This window comes from Prevotella sp. P5-92, assembly GCF_002251245.1.
GTDB lineage: Bacteria > Bacteroidota > Bacteroidia > Bacteroidales > Bacteroidaceae > Prevotella.
In genome coordinates this window covers 34,481-55,357 of sequence record NZ_NPJG01000007.1, presented here as the reverse complement: position 1 = coordinate 55,357, position 20,877 = coordinate 34,481, and the positions used below count along the sequence as shown (strand labels likewise).

The window sequence follows — 20,877 nt, the reverse complement described above, 5'->3', positions numbered from 1 at the left end:
ATGAAGAGACTTCTTTCTATTCTCATACTGCTGCTCTACCTTGCCGTCACAGATGCAAGGGCTAACGTAGGACATCCGTTCTTTGTGAATTTCCGTCCTGCTGCATATAACGCGCACAACCGTAACTTCGATGTGATATGCGACGACAAAGGACGTGTCTATGTCGCTAACTTCGAAGGGCTCTTGTACTACGACCACGCTGAATGGCACGTTATACACGCTCCCGGCATATTCCGAATCACCCGACTCTATCTCGACTCTAAAGGCCGTATATGGGTGGGAGGTTATAATGTGTTAGGGTACCTTACCTCTGGAAAAAACGGTAATATGGAACTGAAGACCGTCTTCTCGCGCGACAACAAAGGCTTCATCGGCGAAGTGACAGGCATCAGCGAGAAAAACGGGAAGATATGTATCGAGACGTCTATCGGCACTGCCGGCATCGAAGACCACTCCATGGACAACTATATCATCATGAAGACCCCATCCGTGACTACCGCCACATATAAAGGTGTAAAGATCAACGACAAGACCACCCTCGACGATGGCAGTCTCGTGATGGCTACAGCGGGTGGCGGACTCGTAGTGACCGATGCCTCTGGCAACGAGACCTACCATCTCACCGAGCGTAACGGTCTCTGCGACGACAACATCAATGCCGTTTATTGCGACCGGTACGGCAACGTATGGGGAGCGACAGACAATGGTGTGTTCGTTGCAGACGTGAAGACCGCCTACACCAGCTTCCAGGCTAGCGACGGACTGTTCGGCGAGGTACTCAGCATTAATCATACCGCCGGCTCGCTGTATGTAGGAACACTGAGAGGTCTGTTCGTCAAACGCAACAACACCTTTGAAAGAGTGGGAAACATCTCTAATGCCTGCTGGAATATCTCCAACGACTCCAACGGCAGCCTCGTAGCATCTACAGCTGAGGGTGTCTTCTTGATAGAAAACGGAAAGGCGAGACAACTGACAAAGAAACACACCGTACAGACCATCTCCAATGGCGACGGCACATACTATGCGGGAGAAGTGGATGGAGTATTCCTCATCGCCGACCCTAAACGGAATATCAACAAAAATGCTTTCGGACAAAACACCGACAACGGCGGTGGACTGTCACGCAAGATAAACACCATCGAGAAAGCAACACATTTCTTTAAGTCATCCGATGGAAGTCTCTGGATAAGAAACATATATGGACAGGTATTCAGATGCACTGGCGACTACCGCAAACTCAACGAGGTGCTTCCTGAAGGTGAGACAACCAAAGAGGGGCGATATAACTATACCATCATCGAACGCGACGGCGAGATCATTATAAACGGTAGGACGGGAAGCTTTATTTGGGACAACACGAGCAAGAAAATGGTGAGATACAACTCCAACGACAAATGGGACAACTCAAGAAAATATCCACAACTCGTCTTCCCCTATGCCGACGAGATATGGTCAACAGACAACGAGGGAAAGAACCTCCAAGTCCACTCATGGAACGGGGACTACAAAAAGACCAACAGTCTCCTGCGACCAGTCCACGACATGAACGTCAGGGCTATGGACATCAATGGAGGCAATGTCTGGATGGGCGGAAACTTCGGACTCATCTGCTGGAACTCAGCATACAAGGACGCCGACCTCAACCATAAGGCGGCGGTATATATCAGACGTATCGTCATGGACAACGACTCCGTACTTTGGGGAGGATTCAGCAACGGAGACAGACTCGACACTAAAATGCCTTTCAGCAGCCTTGACTTCGACAGCGATGTCAACAGCATCACCATACACTTCTCCACCGACATTACATCTACCATCGGCGACACCGAATACAGTTATCGGCTCGGCAGCCATCAGCCCTGGTCGGAATGGACAAAGGAGACCATGGTGAAGCTCTCCAACCCTCGATCGGGCAACTACACTTTTGAGGTTAGGGCACGCGACAGATACGGTACAACGACCAAGCCCGTCAGCCTGAACCTCATAGTTCACTACCCCATTTATCTCAGATGGTATTTCATACTTCTCTATGTCATGCTGCTCGCCATCATTACCTATGCCGTGGTTAGATGGCGCATGAGCCGACTGCTCAAGGAAAAGTTGAGACTCGAGACTATCGTCGAGGAACGCACCTCACAGATACGTCAGCAGAAAGACGAGATCGAGGAGAAGTCAAACAGTCTTGAGAAAGCCCTTGACGAGCTTAATGCCGCACAATACCAGCTACTCAGACAAGAACGCATGGCCACCGTCGGCAAACTCACACAGGGTCTCGTGGACAGAATCCTCAACCCGATGAATTACGTTAACAACTTTTCGCACATGAGCCTCGGACTAATAAAAGACATCACCGAAAACCTCGAGGACGACGAAGAAAAGATGACACCCGACAACTACGAGGATTGTATGGATATCGTTGACATGCTCAAGACCAACCTCACAAAGATCGAAGAACACGGCATCAACACCACACGAATACTTAAGGCCATGGAGGAGATGCTCAAAGACAGGAAATGTAACTTCGTCGAGACTGACGTAGCTGCAGTATGCCGCAAGAACATCGAGATGACACAACAGTATTTCGCCGACAACATCAGGGAGTGTGGCATCGCGGTCGAGACACAAGGCCTCGACGATAACATCATGGCAATGGTTGATGCCGACCAAATTAGCCGCGTGATAATGAGCATCATCGGAAACGGCGTATATGCTGTATGTAAGAAATACAAACAGAAGCCTTACCAGCCTACCATGAGACTGTCGCTTTCCACAAGCAGCGACGGCAACAACGCCATAATAGCCATATACGACAACGGTATCGGTATTGAAAAGACCATCATCGGCAAGGTCTTCGATCCATTCTTTACCACTAAGACAACAGCAGAAGCCGTTGGCGTGGGATTATATCTAAGCCGTGAGATCATTCTCAACCACGGCGGAGACATAAAGATAGAATCAACTAAGGAAGTAGAGACAACGTTTACAATAACATTGCCTATTAAAAAGTCTTAAACTTATAGGGTATGGAAACAACAGAACAATTGAAAGAACAGATAGAGGCTCTCCAACAGCAGATAAAAGAACAGGAGAAACTGGCATCATTGGGATTGCTGACAGCTGGCATAGTTCATGAGATAAGAAACCCACTCAACTTCGTCATCAACTTCAGCAAACTCTCAGACACGCTTATAAAAGACCTGGCTGACGATATCGACGACAATGCCGATAAAATCTCGTCAGACGATATGGAGGACATCGAGGATATCATGGCCGACCTGAAGGAGAATATCGCCAAGATACGTGAGCACGGTGAACGTGCCACCAGCATTATACAAAATATCCTGCAGTATTCAAGAGGAAAGGAAGGACTACGCATTCCCACCAATATCAATGCCCTCGTCCACGAATACGTGTGGCTCGGCTACCATGCCATGAGAGCTAACTACAACGGGTTCAACGCGTCGATAAAGGAACAGTACGACGACACCCTTACCGATATTGCCATAGTACCACAAGACATCAGCCGCGCCATCCTCAACGTGGTAAACAACGCTTTCTATGCCATCTGGGAACGGGCCAATATCGAAGGCGAACAGTATCACCCAGAACTGCAGGTGACTACATCATCAGAAGGCGAGATGCTCCGTCTGCGCTTCGACGACAATGGCGGCGGCATGACAGACGAAGTCAAACAAAAGCTCTACGACAACTTCTTCACCACCAAACCCGTGGGACAGGGCACCGGCTTAGGCATGGCTATCACTCTCAACATCATCCATCAGCATGGAGGACGCATAGAGTTTGACTCTACTTTAGGCAGCGGTTCCTCATTCTCACTCATCATCCCGATAAATAAGAAATAAATGAAACGACTCCTCATCATAGCAGCCATACTCTTATCACTCTCGTCGTTCGCTCAGGCACAGAGTGACGTGGAGATATGCCGACAAGCAGAGGCTGCATACAGAATAGGCCAATTCGACACTGCAGTAACACTGCTCACCGACAACATGTCTAACCTCAGCTCACGCACACGTAGCACAGCCTACCATATTCTCTCGCTCTGTTATCTTGAAAAAGACGACAACGAACAGTCAACACACTACGCCTCGCTGCTACTTAAGGAGAACCCTTACTACTCTCCCACCCTCTCCGACCCTCTCCGCTTTGCGGATATGATCGAGAAGATGAAGAGCGGCAAGACTGCCACCATCACCACCGCCTCACAACAGGCCGAGAGCATCGACGAGGCTCCTGTCCCAGTGACTCTCATTACCGAAGAGATGATAGAGGCAAGTGGAGCGAGAAACCTGGGCGACCTGCTCGTGATGTTCGTACCGGGAATGTCGAAGGTGGAAGGATTGGAGACTAACGTATCCATGCACGGTGTCTATTCCTCTACTCAGGAAAAGATTCTTATCATGCTTGACGGACACCGTCTTAACAGCCGAACTACCAACTCCGAACAGCCAGACTTCCGCACAAGCCTGGAGAAGATAAAGCAGATAGAGGTGCTCCGCGGCCCTGCTTCTTCGCTCTATGGCAATGTGGCTTTGACCGCCGTGGTAAATATCATCACAAAGAGGGGAGCTGATGTCGATGGCCTGAAGATAAAGACTGGCATAGGTAAAAACAACACATACCAGGCTGACCTGCTAATGGGAAAAAGCGCTTACGGCATCGACTTCCTCGCATGGGCTTCGTGCTACTCTTCAGAAGGTGAGAGACGCGACATCCAGATGGGTGACAAGGAATTCTATGGTCGCGTGCCTACACCAGGGTATATGTATCTTAATGGATTTAACCACAAACCTTCATACGACATCGGCATAACGGCTAGATGGAACGGTTTCATTTTCCTCTTAAACACGCAAAGCTCAAAAAAGGTAGTGGCTTACTCCAACCTCCTGCACCTAGCTCCTTATTCATACGACAGATACAGGGAAATTAACGGGACTACACCAGGACATTCAAGAGACAACACTCACATCGAACTATCTTACGAGAAGTCATGGCAGAAATGGTCGGCAAAGCTCCAGACCTACGTGGATATGGAAAGCTGCTCTAACTATGATGTCTGCGGCGACTCTATCATGGAGGACAGTAGGTTCATGCCTGTCGGACCGGGCGAGATCCTCAATCCCGGACCGGCACTACCTGGCACATGCGACAATGGCTTGTATCAGGTACAAGCATGGAACGACTATACCTATGGCGGCATACTTCAGTCCACCTACTCTTTCGGAACTCAGTCCTTAAACGGCGCATTGTTGTGTGGAGTACAGATCGAGAACTACACGATGAAAGACAATACGATGATATGCGGCGACCATTTTGATAGAGTCCTCATCACTTTCTCCGACGCTAACAGGTCTATCATCACCGGCAACGAATTGTATATGTCTGCATTCTCGCAGCTTAAGTTATCGTGGAACAACCGTATCATCTTCAATGGAGGTATTCGCTACGACAACAAACACCGCTACAACGACAAGAATCTTAACGAGATCTCGCCACGTCTGTCATTGGTTTATAAGATCTCTCCTTACAGCAACCTAAAATTGGGCTATGCCCACTCTTTTGTCGATGCACCTTACTTCTACCGCGCTACAACAATATCCACATACGAAGGCGGCAGCAACCTGGAAGCGGAAAAGATGGACGCCATCCAACTCAGCTACAGCCACCACTTCAAGTCTCTGTCGCTGAAGTATGATTGCAACATCTACTACAACTCTCTCTCTGATAATATCTATTTCAATCCCAGCACCACAGGCAATATATTGTCAAATGCTGGTTCGCTCAGGGTTCTGGGAATCGAGAATGTCTTGTCTTACCAAAAGAACAGATGGTATGCGCAGTTGAACTTCTCTTACCAGCTAGTCATTGACAGCGAAAATTATATCGTTACCGACTCACACATCAACGGTGTGCCCGACTTCAAGCTCAACGCCATAACCTGCTACAGACTACTGGAGAAAAAAGACTGGAAGATGAATGTCAAGGCCAACATATCGTTCGTCACAAAACAATATTCGCCACTGACGTCTAATCTCATCTTTGTCAACTGTAACAGCTTCTCCGACCCACTGTACCAACTGAGTAGCTGCGCTGTGGTCAACACAGGCATCGACTGTCAATACAAAGCCATAAAAGGTTCGTTAGATCTATATAACATCACCAACAATGACTATTTGCAGGGCGGCAGCTTTATCGTGCCTATCCCCCAAGAAAGATTTAATCTTGTATTTAAACTTACATATTTCTTCTGATAATGAACAAGATAAGATTGAACATACTTCAAGAAAAACTATATTTGGACGACTGTCTGAAATATCCCTCATCTGAATATAATGAGATAAACTTCACTTTTCAGATTTCTGGCGATCTGTCTGTTTCTACACTTAGGGAGACTTACAGAAACATCATGCTCGAATATCTGCCGTTTTCCTCTACCATACAAGTTGTTGACAACAATGTTTATTTCGTTCATGACTCTGATAATTTCGCTGTGCCTCTACACGTCCTGGACAGTAAAGACATCATCGAATACGGCTCTCTGGACTCTGCTATTGAGACTTTGGCCAAACGACCTTTCAACTTAAACTGCGAGTTTCCGTGCCGGTTCTATTGCATCAAGTCAGGCAACGACTTTTTCTTGCTCCATCTCATACACCATATCGTTCTCGACGGCAATACTGCCCGACTATTCTTCGACAGGTTGTCAGTCATTTACAACCAGCTGAGAGAACACCGTTACTCGCCTTGCCCACAGACCAACGACATCATCTGCCATACTACATCCTTAGAAGATCTTTTCTCCCAGTCTAAGGAAGACAATGAGAAATATTGGAGACAGTATATTTCCAATACGCCCATAAGCATCTCCATGACGCAAGAGGCGTCAATATCTGATGATGACGAGTCGTCATATTCGTTCCCCTTCACCTTAAGTCCCGCACTGGAGCAACGGCTGACCTCTTTGTGCCAAAGCCTTCATACCACTCTTTTCCGCATCTACTCCTCGGCATGGGCTTTTGCCCTATCCAAGATGTTCAACACGCGCGAACTGCTTTTGGTACATTCACTCAACATGTTGCCGAAAGACAAAGCTATCTACGGCACATATATCAATAATCTGCCCATAAGATTCGCCTTCGGTGATTTCGAGTCTTTCCTCGACCTTCTCACTTACTCTAACGAAAACAGGGACAACGAGAGGGCTCACTGCCATTTTCATCTCAGCGAGTTGTTTCACCAAGAAAATAACAACGGAGTATTAACACCGCTAAACGTGGGCATCAACTATCCGCTATGTCTCAATAGCATACAACTCGAGTTTCAGGGTTGTACCACACGGCTTTGGAAACATGTACACATGCCGTTGTCAACAGATATCATGCTTTCCATCGAGACTGACAGTGTCGTAAGCTGCGAGATCAGACATAACCCCAAGATAGACAGAAAACTGATAGAGTCGCTCACGCAATTGTTCTCTTATGTGCTCTGTCAGTTTGCCGACAATCCCGATATCAGACTCTCCGACATCCGTCTAGTCTCCCCAGAAAAAGAAAAGGCACTAACAGACATTGAGAACTCTTTTCTTCACAAGGTAGAAGAGCCCGTATCGTTCTTGAGTCGTTTTAAGTCTGTTGTCAACTCGTTTCCCCAACAGCCGGCAGTGGTTTACGATAGCACGTCGCTCTCCTACTCTGAGCTCTATCATAAGAGCCGTGCCCTGGCTCTTCATCTCAGGAGCATGAATATCGTTCATAGCAACGTGGGACTGTCCATTCCCAAAAGCGCCGACACTATCATCGGCATTCTGGGCATTCTCATGTCTGGCAACACTTACGTACCCTTTGACAGTAACAACCCCAAGAGCCGCATCCGTCATATAGCCGACGACTGCCGCCTGTCCCTCGTCGTCGTGTGTGACGAGACAGAGGATTGCTTCGAGACTCTCCCCACCATAAACGTCAAGCGAATACCCGACACTGACGACACCCTCGCTCTTCAGCCACCGTCGTTAGACGACACTGCATATATCATTTACACGTCGGGCACCACTGGTATGGCTAAGGGTATCCCCATCAGCCATAGGTTATTGGCATATACCATAGCCAACAATATCTCACTCCTCAACCTAAATTTATCAACACGCATCATGCAGTATATCAATGTCGTCTTCGATGCTTCTGTTGTAGAGATATTCCCGTCCTTGGCATCCGGTTGCACCCTATACTTGCCATTAGATACAGAGAGGAAAGACTCCCAGCTGCTCGTCTCTTTCCTCCTCCGTAACAATATCACCTTGATTACTCTTCCGGCCATCATGCTGTCTAATCTGCCTCACGTTGATATCCCGTCGCTGTCCTATATCATCATCGGCGGCGACACCACTACAAAGGAGGCCTTGGAGTTCTGGAGCAAGGGAAGGACGTTGATCAATGTATATGGACCGTCTGAAAACACCGTTGACACTACATATAATATCATATCCGCAGAGTCGTGCACCAACGACATTGGCATGAACATGCCCGGTGTTACCTGTTATGTTCTCGACGACAACTTACATCTCCTTCCAGACTATGCCATTGGCGAACTCCATATCGGAGGACATAAACTCACCGGCGGCTATCTCAACCTTCATGATCTCAACGCCAGGAAGTTTGTTGACAACCCTTATGTCTCCAGGCAAGACCGCCTTGCCGGCAACAACACTTCATTATACAAGAGCGGCGATATTGCGGCACGGCTTCCCAACGGTCACCTTATTTTTCATGGTCGTTCTGACTTTCAGGTGAAGATAAACGGCTTCCGCATCGAATTGGGAGAGATAGAGTCGAAAATCAAGAACTATGGCCACGGCATAAGCGATGCTGTTGCTGTCGTCCGCGACAACGACGGCATAAAGACAATCGTGGCCTACATCCAGGTAACGGATCCTAAGTCGTTTAATATCGACGCTCTGCGCCTCTACCTGACCCAGAATCTGCAAGTATATATGCTTCCCGCCTTCATAGTTCCTTTGAAGAGCTTCCCATATAATACGAGCGGGAAGGTCGATCGTTCCAAACTCCCTTCTCCCAACGAAAACAAGGATATTGAGGACTATCTCGTACCCGTGACATTCACCGAGAAGATTTTGGCAAAGATATGGAGCGACATAACCAAGGTGGATTTCATTGGCCGTTCCGACACGTTCTCATCCCTTGGCGGCGATTCTATCTCCATTATCAAACTCATCTATGCCATCCACGAGCGTCTGGGCGTCAACTTGAGTGTCACCAACATTTATCAGTATGCTTCTCTCTCTGAGTTAGCGTCTTTCATTGATTCCATCAACAAAAATAGCGACAACTCCACCCTACATAAGCTTCTGCGCATAGCTCGAGATATGTGTCATGATGAGTCTATCTCCGCCGACACACAGCTCTTTCACGGTATGACAGAAGCCAAGATTGCCTCTTTTGTTTCCAAGGCAGCAACTGCCGAAAACCTTTATTTCACCACCTTCGACGTTAAGAATGCCATCACCATTGCTAACCTTGAAAAAGAGGTTGACAAAAAAATATATTTCTGGAGCGAGGGTAGTTATACTGACAAACCAGTCATCATCTTCATTAATGGCTTTGTTGACTACTATCCTTACAACGAACCTGTGGTAAGCTGTCTCGAAAAGCATTTCTCCGTCTTCTGCATCGAGTCGTTCATCAACCATTTCCTCAACAAGAAAGAGGTGACGCTTGACGGTCTTCTCCAAGTGTATGACGACATCATCTCCGTGGCTCTTAAAGACAAGGAGATATTTGCTATCACTGGCTATTGTGTCGGTGCAGAACTGTCCCTTGCCCTGGCGGCATATATGCAAGAGCACCATGACGGACTAAAACTTCAGGTCTTGAATATTGAAGGTATCTACGACAGGACTCTATACAATAGACTGAATATTGGCGCTGGATATGCCAATAGTCCCGAGCGCGTCAGGATCTTCGACAGCATCTATCACTCGATGCCTCCACTCAACTATTCTGGTCCTGTGGTTCATGTCATGGTCAACCAACCCATGGACAACCTTCCTAACACCGACAATGCCCAAGAAATAAAACTCTATAAGAAAAATTTGCGTAGGGCATGGAGCGAGAATATTGAGAATTGGAGAACTCACTATCCCAATTCACCCTTATTCTTTATCGACTGCTCACACATGTATTTCAGGGAACAACGTAACTTGAAACAGTTCATAGCTATCCTAAAAAAACACTGGAAGCTATAACTTCCTAATTCCGGATCCAAAATTCCAACCCCTTAATCCTTAATTCCAAATCCCTCATAGCACCCGATGGTCGGCTCTGTCCCGCGCATCTTACCGTCACGGTCGTCGCGGACAGCCTCCAAGGGGAGGGCTTTGGTATGAAGGGCGGAGAGGGAGTCGAGATGGAAGTCGTAGTATTGACGGTCTATATCCACACATACGAAATGGTTTTTTCCGTAACATGAATCCACGGGCGACTCAAACACCACATCCTTGAAATGGGCGTCACGGAACACTGTGTCGGCAATCTCCGGTGTACGTATGAAACAGTTGGTAAACTGGAAGTCATACATCAGCGTGTCGCCCATCATCACATCGTCGTAATATCCCGTGAACACACTGTTAACACACTCCATGCTTCCTCTATGAGCGAGTGTCTCCAAACCACAGAAGCTGATGGCTGCACCACGGTCGGCTGAGAAAGGATAGAACTGAGCTACCGTGGTGTATGTCACCTCAAGACGTCCGCCTACCACCGATATACAGTCGCCAAAGGTGTTGCTCACCTGGCAGTTCACCATCTTCACATACGAGCTTACTGCCGAGAGACCATATCCATTGCAGTTATGTATTGTGGCATTGGTGAGGCTTAGCCTGCACTCCGTCGGGTCGAAAGCGGCTGAATCACACACAAGAGCATCGTCGGCACTGTGTATGTCGGCATAGGTAATCTCATTTCGTGTCGATGAGGGCATAAACCTTATGCCTCGCCATTGTCCGCTCACCCTGTCGTATGGCAGGTAGTCGAACATATGGTCGAGACGGTCACCACGCATCACCACCTCGTTGCCCTGCCTGCCCTCCACCACGAGACGACCATAAACATCGATGCCTGCACCATAGTGGAAATAGAGGTTTGCCGGTGAAATCACCTTCAACACGGCACCGCTATCCACCCTGATGCCACCATACACCACTATCGGCTTCAGGGCCGTGATGGTAGTGTCCCTGCTCACCTTCAGGTCACGAAGACATATAGCGTCCCATGAATGGGCACGGAGCGGTATCCTCTGCTGCTCACCGCTCTCAAGCACAAAGAGCAGTTCGTCCTCCACCACTTCCGGCACGTCGCTGTTAGCCTGAAACGAGGTGAGCTCAACAAACACACGCAGACTGTCACCGCCACGCACTTCGAAGTCTTGTGCCTGCGACCCATTGGCATTGTCGAGATACTGTCCATCGACATTCACCCTGAAGCCAGTCTGGTTGCCACGCATCAGACGTGCCTGGTTGATACGCAAAGCCTTGTCGTTGCGGTTATACACCATAAAAGAATATGTCGATGAGGGTACACCACTAAACACAGTGTCCATCGTGAGCGTGTCGGTGGAAAAAGACAACAGATATTTTCGGCTCGTGGTAAACGAGTCGTCAGAGCATGCCCCGGCGACAAGAGCCATGGCAGCCATTAGGATATAAAAAAGCCGTTTCATCTATATAATGAAACGGCTTTTTTCTCCATTTATTGTATTTCAGCAATAAGATTACTTGAAATAACGCTTGTACAGACCCATGAAGCCAGCGCAGTGACGAGCCTCGTCCTTTGCCATCTCGTGTACTGTATCGTGTGTTGCATCCATACCGGCAGCCTTGGCGTTCTTTGCGATGCGGAACTTATCCTCACATGCGCCCTTCTCTGCAGCGATACGTGCCTCGAGGTTTGCCTTGGTGTCACCGAGGACGTCGCCCAGCAGCTCAGCAAACTTAGAAGCGTGCTCTGCCTCCTCGAAGGCGTAACGCTTGTAAGCCTCAGCTATTTCTGGATAACCCTCGCGATCAGCCTGGCGGCTCATTGCAAGATACATTCCTACCTCTGTGCACTCGCCGTTGAAGTGAGCCTCAAGGTCCTTGATCATTTCCTCGTTAGCACCCTCGTTGCGGGCTGCGCCGAGCACGTGTACTGTAGCGAAGTTAGCCTCGCCGTTGTCTTTAAGCTCAGAGAACTTCTCAGCTGGAGCCTTACACAATGGACACTTCTCTGGAGCGGTCTCACCTTCGTAGATGTATCCGCAAACTGAACAGATAAACTTTTTCTTCATAATAAATGTTCTTTATAAGTTAATGTTTTTGTTTTTACCTTTCCGAAAACTTGATGCAAATATACTAAAAAATAGGTATTCTTACAAGTTTTTCTTTATTTTTTTGCTGTATTTTACATTATTTTTTCCATTTTGCACCATTACGCAACACAAATTTTACCTTCTTTGCCTTTGGTACTACCGGTCGTTGCCACTCGCCTCCCAGTATCTGGATGGTGGTCTTCTTTCCTTCTGGTATGGCGGCAAGCGCTTCTTCTATGGTGAAATAGTCGCCTTGTCCGTTTTTTGACACTGCCATGTCGTAGTTTACGAGATGCCGGCGCAGCTGTTTCACCTCGTGGCCCATAGCCTTGGCCAAGAGCCGAGCCACCACATGCGCACCATATATATTATAATGTGTGTTGTCGCGTCGTCCGTTAGGTATCAGACTCGTCTCGCCGGGCTCATACCACATGTGCAGCTTCTTCGATGCCTCGCGTCCCAACGACTGTTCCAACTCATGCGTGATGCGGTTGGCGTCTATAAACACGCAGCCTTGCTCTTTTGCCACGTCGCGTGGCGAGTCGAGATACTTCCCGTGGGTGTCGCGCAGTGTGTCGTCTTCTATCACGTCGTTCTTCGCCTGTGCGTCAATAAGGCGCAGCTTCTCGTCGTCGTCGTTCTTCACCTTTTCCACTACGAAGTTGCGTCTCACCACGGCATTCATCAGTATCGGTATGCCGCCCTTCTCGCGTGTCTCCACCACAAAGCGTCTCAGGTTGGCGTCAAACGTCGTGCCAGGGTCGGTATGTCGTTCGGGCTGGGGCTTCTCGTCGTTGTGGCCAAACTGTATCACCACATAGTCGCCCGGCTTCACCTGGTCTATCACCTTTTGCCAGCGTCCCTCTGCTATGAAGCTTTTCGACGAGCGGCCGTTGACAGCATGGTTGTCTATAACCACCTCGTCGTCGAAGAAGCACTGGAGCACCATGCCCCACCCTCTTTCAGGCGTCTTCTCGTACTGTTTGTTTGCCATCGTCGAGTCACCTATCATAAACACGCGGAAGCGTTCCTCTGTCTTTAACGACAAGAAAAGGCAGCAGGCAACAACTGCTGCCATACTGCCTATCATATAATTCTTAAGTCTCTTCATCATGTTTTCTTTCGACTTTGATGCTTATCTTATCATGCCCAACAGTTCGTCGGGAGTCACCAACGCCTGCTCGCCGGTGGTCATATTCTTCAACATCACCTTACCTTCGGCCATCTCGTTTTCGCCGGCTATCGCCACATAGGCGATGCCCTTGGCGTTTGCATAGCTCATCTGCTTCTTCATCTTTGCCGCGTCGGGATACATCTCTGTACGTATGCCCGCCTTGCGAGCCTTTGCCACGATGGGCAAACAGTATGCCGTCTCGCGTTCGCCGAAATTCACAAAGAGCAGTTGGGTGCTGCTTACCGCCTCCTTTGGATAGAGGTCGAGGGCGTTGAGCACGTCGAAGATGCGGTCTGCACCAAACGAGATACCCACTCCACTGATGCCAGGCATACCGAAGATACCTGTGAGGTTGTCGTAGCGTCCTCCGCCGGTGATGCTGCCCATTGGAGTGTCCAATGCCTTCACCTCAAAGATGGCTCCGGTGTAGTAGTTAAGACCGCGTGCGAGGGTCAGGTCGAGCTTTATCTCATTGTTTAGTCCCACCTGCTGGAGGGTGTCAAGTATGTATCTTGTCTCCTCCACGCCCTTCAGGCCTGTCTCGCTCGATGCGAGCACGTCGGCAATGACGTTCAGCTTCTCTGCATTAGTACCCGTGAGGTTGATGATGGGCTGTAGCTTCTCTATCGCCTCCTCGCTGATGCCGTCGGCACGTAATTCGTCGTTGACGTTGTCAATGCCTATCTTATCGAGCTTGTCTATTGCCACCGTGATATCCACTATCTTATCTGCCTCGCCAATCACTTCGGCGATGCCGGTGAGAATCTTCCGGTTGTTGATGAGTATCTGCACCCTCACGCCGAATCGCGAGAATACCGTGTCAACTATCTGCATCAGCTCCACCTCATTCATCAGCGAGTCGCTGCCCACCACGTCAGCATCACACTGATAAAACTCGCGATAGCGTCCCTTCTGCGGACGGTCGGCACGCCATACCGGCTGTATCTGATACCTCTTGAACGGCAGCTGCAGTTCGTCGCGATGCATCACCACATATCGTGCAAAGGGCACGGTGAGGTCGTAGCGCAGTCCTTTCTCGCAGAGCCGTGCGGCGAGCTTCAAGGTATTCCGTTCCATGAGGTCCTCATCAGAGATTTTGTTGAGATAGTCGCCGCTGTTGAGTATCTTAAACAGCAGTTTGTCGCCTTCCTCGCCATATTTGCCCATCAGGGTCTGCAGTGTCTCCATGGCAGGTGTCTCTATCTGCAGGAAGCCATAGAGAGCATACACCTCGCGTATGATGTCGAAGATATAGTTACGCTTTGCCATCTCCACTGGGGAGAAGTCGCGTGTTCCTTTTGGAATGCTTGGTTTCTGAGCCATTATCTCTTCTTGATTGTTATTTTCTTACTATGGTCTGTGCACGATCCGGACCGATAGAGATAATCTTTATCGGGGTCTCGAGCTGCTCTTCAAGGAACTTGATATAGTTGCTGAAGGCCTCTGGGAACTGCTCCTCTGACGTAAACTGTGTCATGTCGGTCTTCCATCCTGGCAGTTCTACATACACAGGCTCTATTCCTTCTTCGATATTGTACGGGAAGTAGTTGATCTCCTTGCCGTTCTGCTTGTATGCCACACATGCTTTGATAGTGTCGAAGCCGTCGAGCACGTCGCTCTTCATCATGATGAGCTGTGTCACGCCGTTGACCATAATCGAGTAGCGCAGTGCCACGAGGTCTATCCATCCGCAACGGCGCTCGCGTCCTGTCACTGCTCCATACTCATGTCCTATCTGTCGTATGGTGGCTCCTGTCTCGTCGAAGAGTTCTGTAGGGAATGGTCCTGCTCCCACGCGTGTGCAGTATGCCTTCATGATTCCATACACCTCGCCTATCTTGTTCGGTCCTATACCCAGTCCGGTGCAGGCTCCTGCACAGATGGTGTTCGATGAGGTGACGAAGGGATAGCTACCGAAATCCACGTCGAGCAGTGTGCCCTGAGCACCCTCGCAGAGTATCGACTTTCCTTCACGCAGCAGTCCGTTTATCTCGTGTTCTGAATCCACCACGGGGAACTGTCTGAGATACTCTATGCCTTCCATCCATTTCTTCTCCACCTCGGTGATGTCATACTCGAAGCCCATCGACTTCAGAATCTCCTCATGACGTGCTTTGCGCTCGGCATACTTACGGTTGAAATCGTCGAAGATATCTCCCACGCGTAGTCCCGTACGCGACACCTTGTCGGTATATGTAGGACCGATGCCCTTTCCCGTGGTGCCCACCTTGCTCTTTCCTTTGGCAGCCTCATAGGCAGCGTCGAGCACGCGGTGTGTAGGCATGATAAGATGTGCCTTGCGTGATATGTGAAGACGCTCACGCAGGTTGTGGCCTGTAGCCTCAAGGGCTTTTGCCTCGTCCATAAACAGGTCTGGTGCCAGCACCACGCCATTGCCTATGATGTTTACCTTTCCTCCTTGGAATATACCTGAGGGTATGCTACGGAGTACATATTTCTCTCCTTCAAACTCCAACGTGTGTCCAGCGTTAGGACCACCCTGGAAGCGTGCCACTACGTCGTATTGTGGTGTCAGCACGTCAACGACCTTTCCTTTGCCTTCGTCGCCCCACTGCAGTCCGAGCAGGACGTCAACTTTACCTTTATTCATATTTGTATAGATATATTTTTAATTATCCTTCTTTTTAGTCCTCGTCATCTTTGCCTGGCATGTGCTGCATATGCCATACAGATAGAGTGCATAACTGTCACATTTGAATCGCTTCATATGCAGTGTGTCTATGGTGTTATCAATCACTTGCGACTTCATCAACGACACCTTGCCGCACGTAGAGCACACCATTTTTATGCTGCGTCCTTCGTTACGGCAGAACTCATATGAGGTGACATTCAAGATGCGGTGACGCATCACTATTCTCAACTTCACAAACAGGTTGAGCGTGTTATATAGAGTGCCCCGGCTTACGGGGAAGCGCAAATCGTTCATCAGTTTTCTGCCGAGCTCTTCCAGCGTGAAGTTGTCGCGCATCGCTGCCACCGCGTCGAGTATGGCATATCGCTCCGAAGTCTTTCTATGTTTGTTCTGCTCGAGAAAACCGTCGAGTATCTCCAATGCCCTCACCTTAGCTTCGTCCTGTTTCATCGGGTTTGCTTTAAAATTCAAGCGCAAAATTACATATTTTTTGGGACATACAAAACATTATGGCCTAAAAAACGTCTAAATTAATGCTTTTTGCGGCAGTTTTAGCCAATCTTTCATATACAAGACCCAAATCAGCAAACCTTAGCAAGGCTGAAAGGGCTGCCTTGCGCACCGCCAACGAGGGTCCTTGGAGGGCAGCAAGCGCCTGGTCGAGAAACTCGTTGATGCCTCGCTCGTTGGGTTCCTGACCGCGACCGAAGATACGGGAGAGCACGTGAAAGCCGCAGAGCTGTTGCATCTCTGTCGCCGACGCTATCCACATATACGCTTTCTCGGCGGCAAAGGGCAGGTGCTGGTATAGATGGAACGAAGCCATCTCGGCTATCTCCTGCGACGGTGTCTGCTCCATCCATATATCCACCACCTCGGGCAGTATCACATCGGCAGGCATTATCATCGTGGCGAGTATCTTACACTCGCGCACATTTTCTTTCCACAAGGCTATGGAGAGGTCATAGTCCTTGCCTATCTCCGCCGCCTTCTGCTTGAGCATGGGTATCGACGCGCCCCAATTGACGTGGTAGTTCAGTCCTTTCTCGCGCATCGACTGCGAGGCCACTCCGTCCATCATCAGTCGGAACGACCTCTTTATCTCCTTCACTTTCTCGTTTATCTCTTCGTTATTTCTCATCAAAAAATAAATATATTTATTTGGTAACAGCATTCCGCTGCAAAAGGGTCAAAATGCTCGCCAAAAATCCATCTCAAAACCGCCGAAATATCTGTCACAACAGACGATGCTAATCGGGTTGCGGTCTTACATAAAGTAAAGACCCTACAACGGCGAACATCAGCAATCAGTCATCAGCAATCAGCCATCAGTTCCCGTTATACCTCCTACTATACTCCAACATCTGCTCCACGAAGGTCGTCTTGTAACTAAGCCTTATGTCTTTTGCAGTCTTCAGCGTCGGTTCTTCCTGACGTGTATCACCCCCGACAATAAAGTCGGGATTAAGGAATCCCTTATACGGAGCGATGTCAAGGCGGTGGTATCTGTCAAGCACCTCCTCGTGCAACTGCGGGTCTATCTTCACGCCATATTCCTCCACGAGGGCTTTGGCGGCATCGTAGTCGCCTTCGCTCTTTATACGCTGCATCTCAGCGAGCAACTGTGCTATCTGCTGGCGCAGACCCTCGTAGTCGTTTACCACCACGACGGTCTTCCCGTCTCTTTTCACCATTCTCACTGCGTCGCCATTTGCCATACACCACCGTGCTATTAGAGCCCTGTTGCGCATGTGTGCCTCCTCTATTTGGCAGCCTGGCTTTATTCTAACGAGCTGAGTCATCAGTCCGTTCATCATATAGGTGTAATAGTTCGACTTGTATGCCTCCCTATCTTCCAGCAGACCGAGTTCCACGAGTTTCTCATCGGCTATATAATAGAGTGCAAACAGGTCGGCGCGGGCCTCTTCTATCGTATTGCCATAGGCCTTCAGTGCGTCTGGGTCGGTGCCAGGCAGCAGTTGTCCGCTACCATGTCCGAGACACTCATGAAGGTCGGTATGTAGTTCGTCGCAACGGTCGCCATAACGTCGTATCATCTTCACTGTCAACTCATCACACACAAACTCCTCCAGCATTCCATTACCTCTTGCAGCCACATTATATGCCTCGGTGATATTGCTTATAGTAACGCTCTTGCTGCCATGCTGAGCACGTATCCAGTCGGCGTTGGGCAGGTTGATGCCAATGGCAGTCGAGGGATATTCGTCGCCGCCGAGAGCTAACGCCTGCACGGCCTTTGCCACCACGCCTTTCACCTCAGCCTTGCGGAATCGCTCATCTACTGGCGAGTGGTCCTCAAACCACTGTGCGTTGTCGCTTATCTTCTGGCATCGTTTTGTGGCTTCCTCGTCCACCATCTCTAACAGTCCCTCCCATGAACCTTTCAGTCCGAGGGGGTCGCCATAAACCTCAATAAATCCGTTGATGAAGTCAATCTTTCCCTCCGTCTCCTTCAGCCATTCAATCGAATAGTCGTCGAAGACGCTGAGGTCGCCTGTCTCGTAGTATTTCACGAGCAGGTCTATTACCTTCCGTTGCCGGTTGTTCTCGGCATATTGTCGTGCCTTCTCGAGGTTGATGCAAATCTTGTCTATCAACTTTCCATACTTTCCATGCCTTCCCCACACCTCCTCGTGTATGCCGTTCTCATCCTTCACCAGTCGTGAGTTGAGTCCGAACGAAGGGGCATTCTTTGTCCACGAAGCTTTCTTCTCTGCATAGAACCGCTCAGCCTCCTCCTGCTTCACCCCGTCGTAGTAGTTGCATGCCGAGGTGGCAACAAGGTCGCATCCGGGGGCTTTGTTCACCCTCTTCGCCATCATCTGCGGGTCGAAGATCACGGGTGATATCTCGTCTATCATCGCGTCAATCTCGTCGGCGCCGAGATGGGGCAGCATGCGTCTGCAGGCTGCCGGTGCCACTCTGCGGAAGTATCCTTCAGAAAAACCTGGCACAAACTTGTCCATGCTGTAGTGGTGGTGGATGCCGTTGGCAAACCACACCTGCTTTAGATACAGCTCCAGGGCCTTATACTCCCCGCTGTCGCGGTCGGTATGCCCGTCGGTGTATATAGCCTCAAGCGCCGTGCGTATCTTCAGATTGTACTTGCAGTTCTGATCGTATATTATATCCCGTCCCCACTTCATGGCGTCAGCCAAGTAATAGGTATATAGCTTTTGCTCGTCCGTGAGATCATCATATCCTCTTACATAGTATCTGAGTATCTGCACGTCGGCAAAACGTTCGTCAACATACATCAGTTCCTCACCGTCCTTTTTCACGTCCATCAGTCCTCTCTTATTCTTCGTCTTGTCTCTTCTTCAGGCGTGCAGCCTTGGCCTTTGCCTGGTGCTCCTGGTGCTGCAGGCGATAGTCGCGTGGCGTCATGTTCATTATCTTATAGAACGAGGCGTAGAACGACTGTCTGTTGGCAAAGCCCACCATGTCGCTCACCTCTTCCATATTCAGGTCTTGGTATCGTCTGTCGGTAAGTATCGTCATTGCCTCCTCAATGCGGAACTTGTTAACAAACGACGTGTAGTTCATGTGAAATCTTACGTTGACTACTGCAGAGATATACCTTGTGTTAGTGCCAAGGTCTTCCGCGAGTTTCTTTGCGGAATAGTCCTTGTCCTTATACTTTTTCTTCATCACGATAATGTCGAGAATCTTTTCCTTCATCTCGTCCATCAACTGAGGATTGACCAGTGTTCTGTAGGCCGCTTCCTTCTCTTTCTTCTCGGTAATATTATACTTAGCCATAACCTAAACTATTTTTGATTAATAAATTCACCGGCAAAAATACACAAAATATTTGAATTATTCATCGTTTTAATTCTTTTTTTTTCTAAAAAAAATATAACTTTGCACTAAAAAGCAGAAATAATGGACTCAAAGAGTATAAATAGTGGTATTTTTGGCTACGATAACAGAAATAGCGAAGGTGTGAGGTCGCCTATAGTTGTAAGAAAAAGCTATGACCACCTTCACACCTTCGTAGTTGGAAAAGAACTAACATCCAACGGCTCTTATTCTATTCTCTTGAAGTCAGAGGCAGGATGCTTGCATGTAGGACAGATGAAATCCTCAGGCAGCACCTCTCCCTCATAGATATATCCACACACCGTGCATATCCATCCTTTCTTCTTTGCCGGCTGTGGTGCGGGCTTGATGTTCTTGTGGTAAAAGGCGTAGGTGGCTGAAGAGTCTTCCTCCGTGCTGAACGCGTCGGTCACCTCGGCAATAAACATGGTGTGAGTGCCAAGATCCACCTCTTGCTCCACCTTGGCACACATCACCGCATTGACACCATCTACTATATATATTACGCCATTCTCCAGTCTGAAGTAGGTGATGCCCACGGTCTTATCTACATCCTTGCCGCTCTGGAATCCCCAGTGCTTAAACGTCTCAAACTTAGCCTTCTCCGAGAGCACCGACACGTTAAACACTCCCGTACGCTTTATCATGTCGTGCGTATAGTTGTTTTTGTTTATTGTCACGGAGATACGGTTAGGCGTGATGGTCTGCTGCACAACGGTATTGGTGATGCAGCCATTGTCCTTGTCTCCTTCGTGTGCTGTCACTACAAACAGTCCGTATGACAGCTTAAAAAATGCGGTATTATCCATTTCTTATTTATTTTAAA

14 protein-coding genes are annotated in these 20,877 nt (G+C 48.9%); 4 read left to right on the top strand and 10 right to left on the bottom strand.

The window, feature by feature from the left end:
- Genes CIK99_RS00950 through CIK99_RS00935 form a run of 4 tightly spaced genes read left to right on the top strand, consistent with a single transcriptional unit; the run spans window position 1 to window position 10,282 of the window.
- A complete protein-coding gene (locus tag CIK99_RS00950) occupies window positions 1–3,015 on the top strand; it encodes a sensor histidine kinase (protein ID WP_094378843.1) in 3,015 nt (1,004 codons plus the stop codon).
- 11 nt (window positions 3,016–3,026) lie between these two features.
- Entirely contained in the window at window positions 3,027–3,866 is an 840-nt protein-coding gene (locus CIK99_RS00945) for a sensor histidine kinase (protein ID WP_094378841.1), read from the top strand.
- Window positions 3,867–6,275, top strand: coding sequence for a TonB-dependent siderophore receptor (locus CIK99_RS00940; RefSeq protein WP_094378838.1), 2,409 nt, complete (start codon window positions 3,867–3,869; stop codon window positions 6,273–6,275).
- A gap of 2 nt (window positions 6,276–6,277) precedes the next feature.
- On the top strand, window positions 6,278–10,282 hold the full coding sequence (locus tag CIK99_RS00935; RefSeq protein WP_094378836.1) for an amino acid adenylation domain-containing protein: 4,005 nt from the start codon (window positions 6,278–6,280) through the stop codon (window positions 10,280–10,282).
- Window positions 10,283–10,314: 32 nt separating this feature from the next.
- Here the strand turns inward: CIK99_RS00935 and CIK99_RS00930 are convergent, their stop codons facing one another.
- The 10 genes from CIK99_RS00930 to CIK99_RS00885 all read right to left on the bottom strand — a co-directional run bounded on the left by CIK99_RS00930 (window position 10,315) and on the right by CIK99_RS00885 (window position 20,860).
- Window positions 10,315–11,754 carry a hypothetical protein gene (locus CIK99_RS00930; protein WP_094378834.1) on the bottom strand — a complete coding sequence of 480 codons (1,440 nt, stop codon included), beginning with the start codon at window positions 11,752–11,754 and terminating at the stop codon, window positions 10,315–10,317.
- Window positions 11,755–11,805: 51 nt separating this feature from the next.
- The gene (locus CIK99_RS00925; protein ID WP_094378832.1) at window positions 11,806–12,360 is read right to left on the bottom strand and encodes an NADH peroxidase; all 555 of its coding nucleotides are present in this window, start codon (window positions 12,358–12,360) and stop codon (window positions 11,806–11,808) included.
- Between the two features lie 118 nt (window positions 12,361–12,478).
- Window positions 12,479–13,495, bottom strand: a complete 1,017-nt coding sequence (locus CIK99_RS00920; RefSeq protein WP_254047675.1) for a rhamnogalacturonan acetylesterase — start codon at window positions 13,493–13,495, stop codon at window positions 12,479–12,481.
- Window positions 13,496–13,516: 21 nt separating this feature from the next.
- On the bottom strand, window positions 13,517–14,878 hold the full coding sequence (hisS, locus tag CIK99_RS00915) for a histidine--tRNA ligase (protein ID WP_094378830.1): 1,362 nt from the start codon (window positions 14,876–14,878) through the stop codon (window positions 13,517–13,519).
- A gap of 16 nt (window positions 14,879–14,894) precedes the next feature.
- The gene (locus CIK99_RS00910; RefSeq protein ID WP_094378828.1) at window positions 14,895–16,166 is read right to left on the bottom strand and encodes an adenylosuccinate synthase; all 1,272 of its coding nucleotides are present in this window, start codon (window positions 16,164–16,166) and stop codon (window positions 14,895–14,897) included.
- Between the two features lie 18 nt (window positions 16,167–16,184).
- On the bottom strand, window positions 16,185–16,658 hold the full coding sequence (locus CIK99_RS00905; RefSeq protein WP_094378826.1) for a Fur family transcriptional regulator: 474 nt from the start codon (window positions 16,656–16,658) through the stop codon (window positions 16,185–16,187).
- Between the two features lie 64 nt (window positions 16,659–16,722).
- Complete coding sequence (locus CIK99_RS00900) at window positions 16,723–17,349, bottom strand: peptidase (RefSeq protein ID WP_094379073.1); 627 nt, start codon at window positions 17,347–17,349, stop codon at window positions 16,723–16,725.
- 187 nt (window positions 17,350–17,536) lie between these two features.
- The gene (locus tag CIK99_RS00895) at window positions 17,537–19,516 is read right to left on the bottom strand and encodes a dihydrofolate reductase (protein ID WP_094378824.1); all 1,980 of its coding nucleotides are present in this window, start codon (window positions 19,514–19,516) and stop codon (window positions 17,537–17,539) included.
- A 10-nt stretch (window positions 19,517–19,526) separates the two neighbouring features.
- Entirely contained in the window at window positions 19,527–19,991 is a 465-nt protein-coding gene (locus CIK99_RS00890; protein WP_094378822.1) for an AraC family transcriptional regulator, read from the bottom strand.
- Between the two features lie 266 nt (window positions 19,992–20,257).
- Window positions 20,258–20,860: a flavin reductase gene (locus CIK99_RS00885; protein ID WP_094378820.1), complete on the bottom strand. Its 603-nt coding sequence runs from the start codon at window positions 20,858–20,860 to the stop codon at window positions 20,258–20,260.
- Window positions 20,861–20,877: the final 17 nt, after the last annotated feature.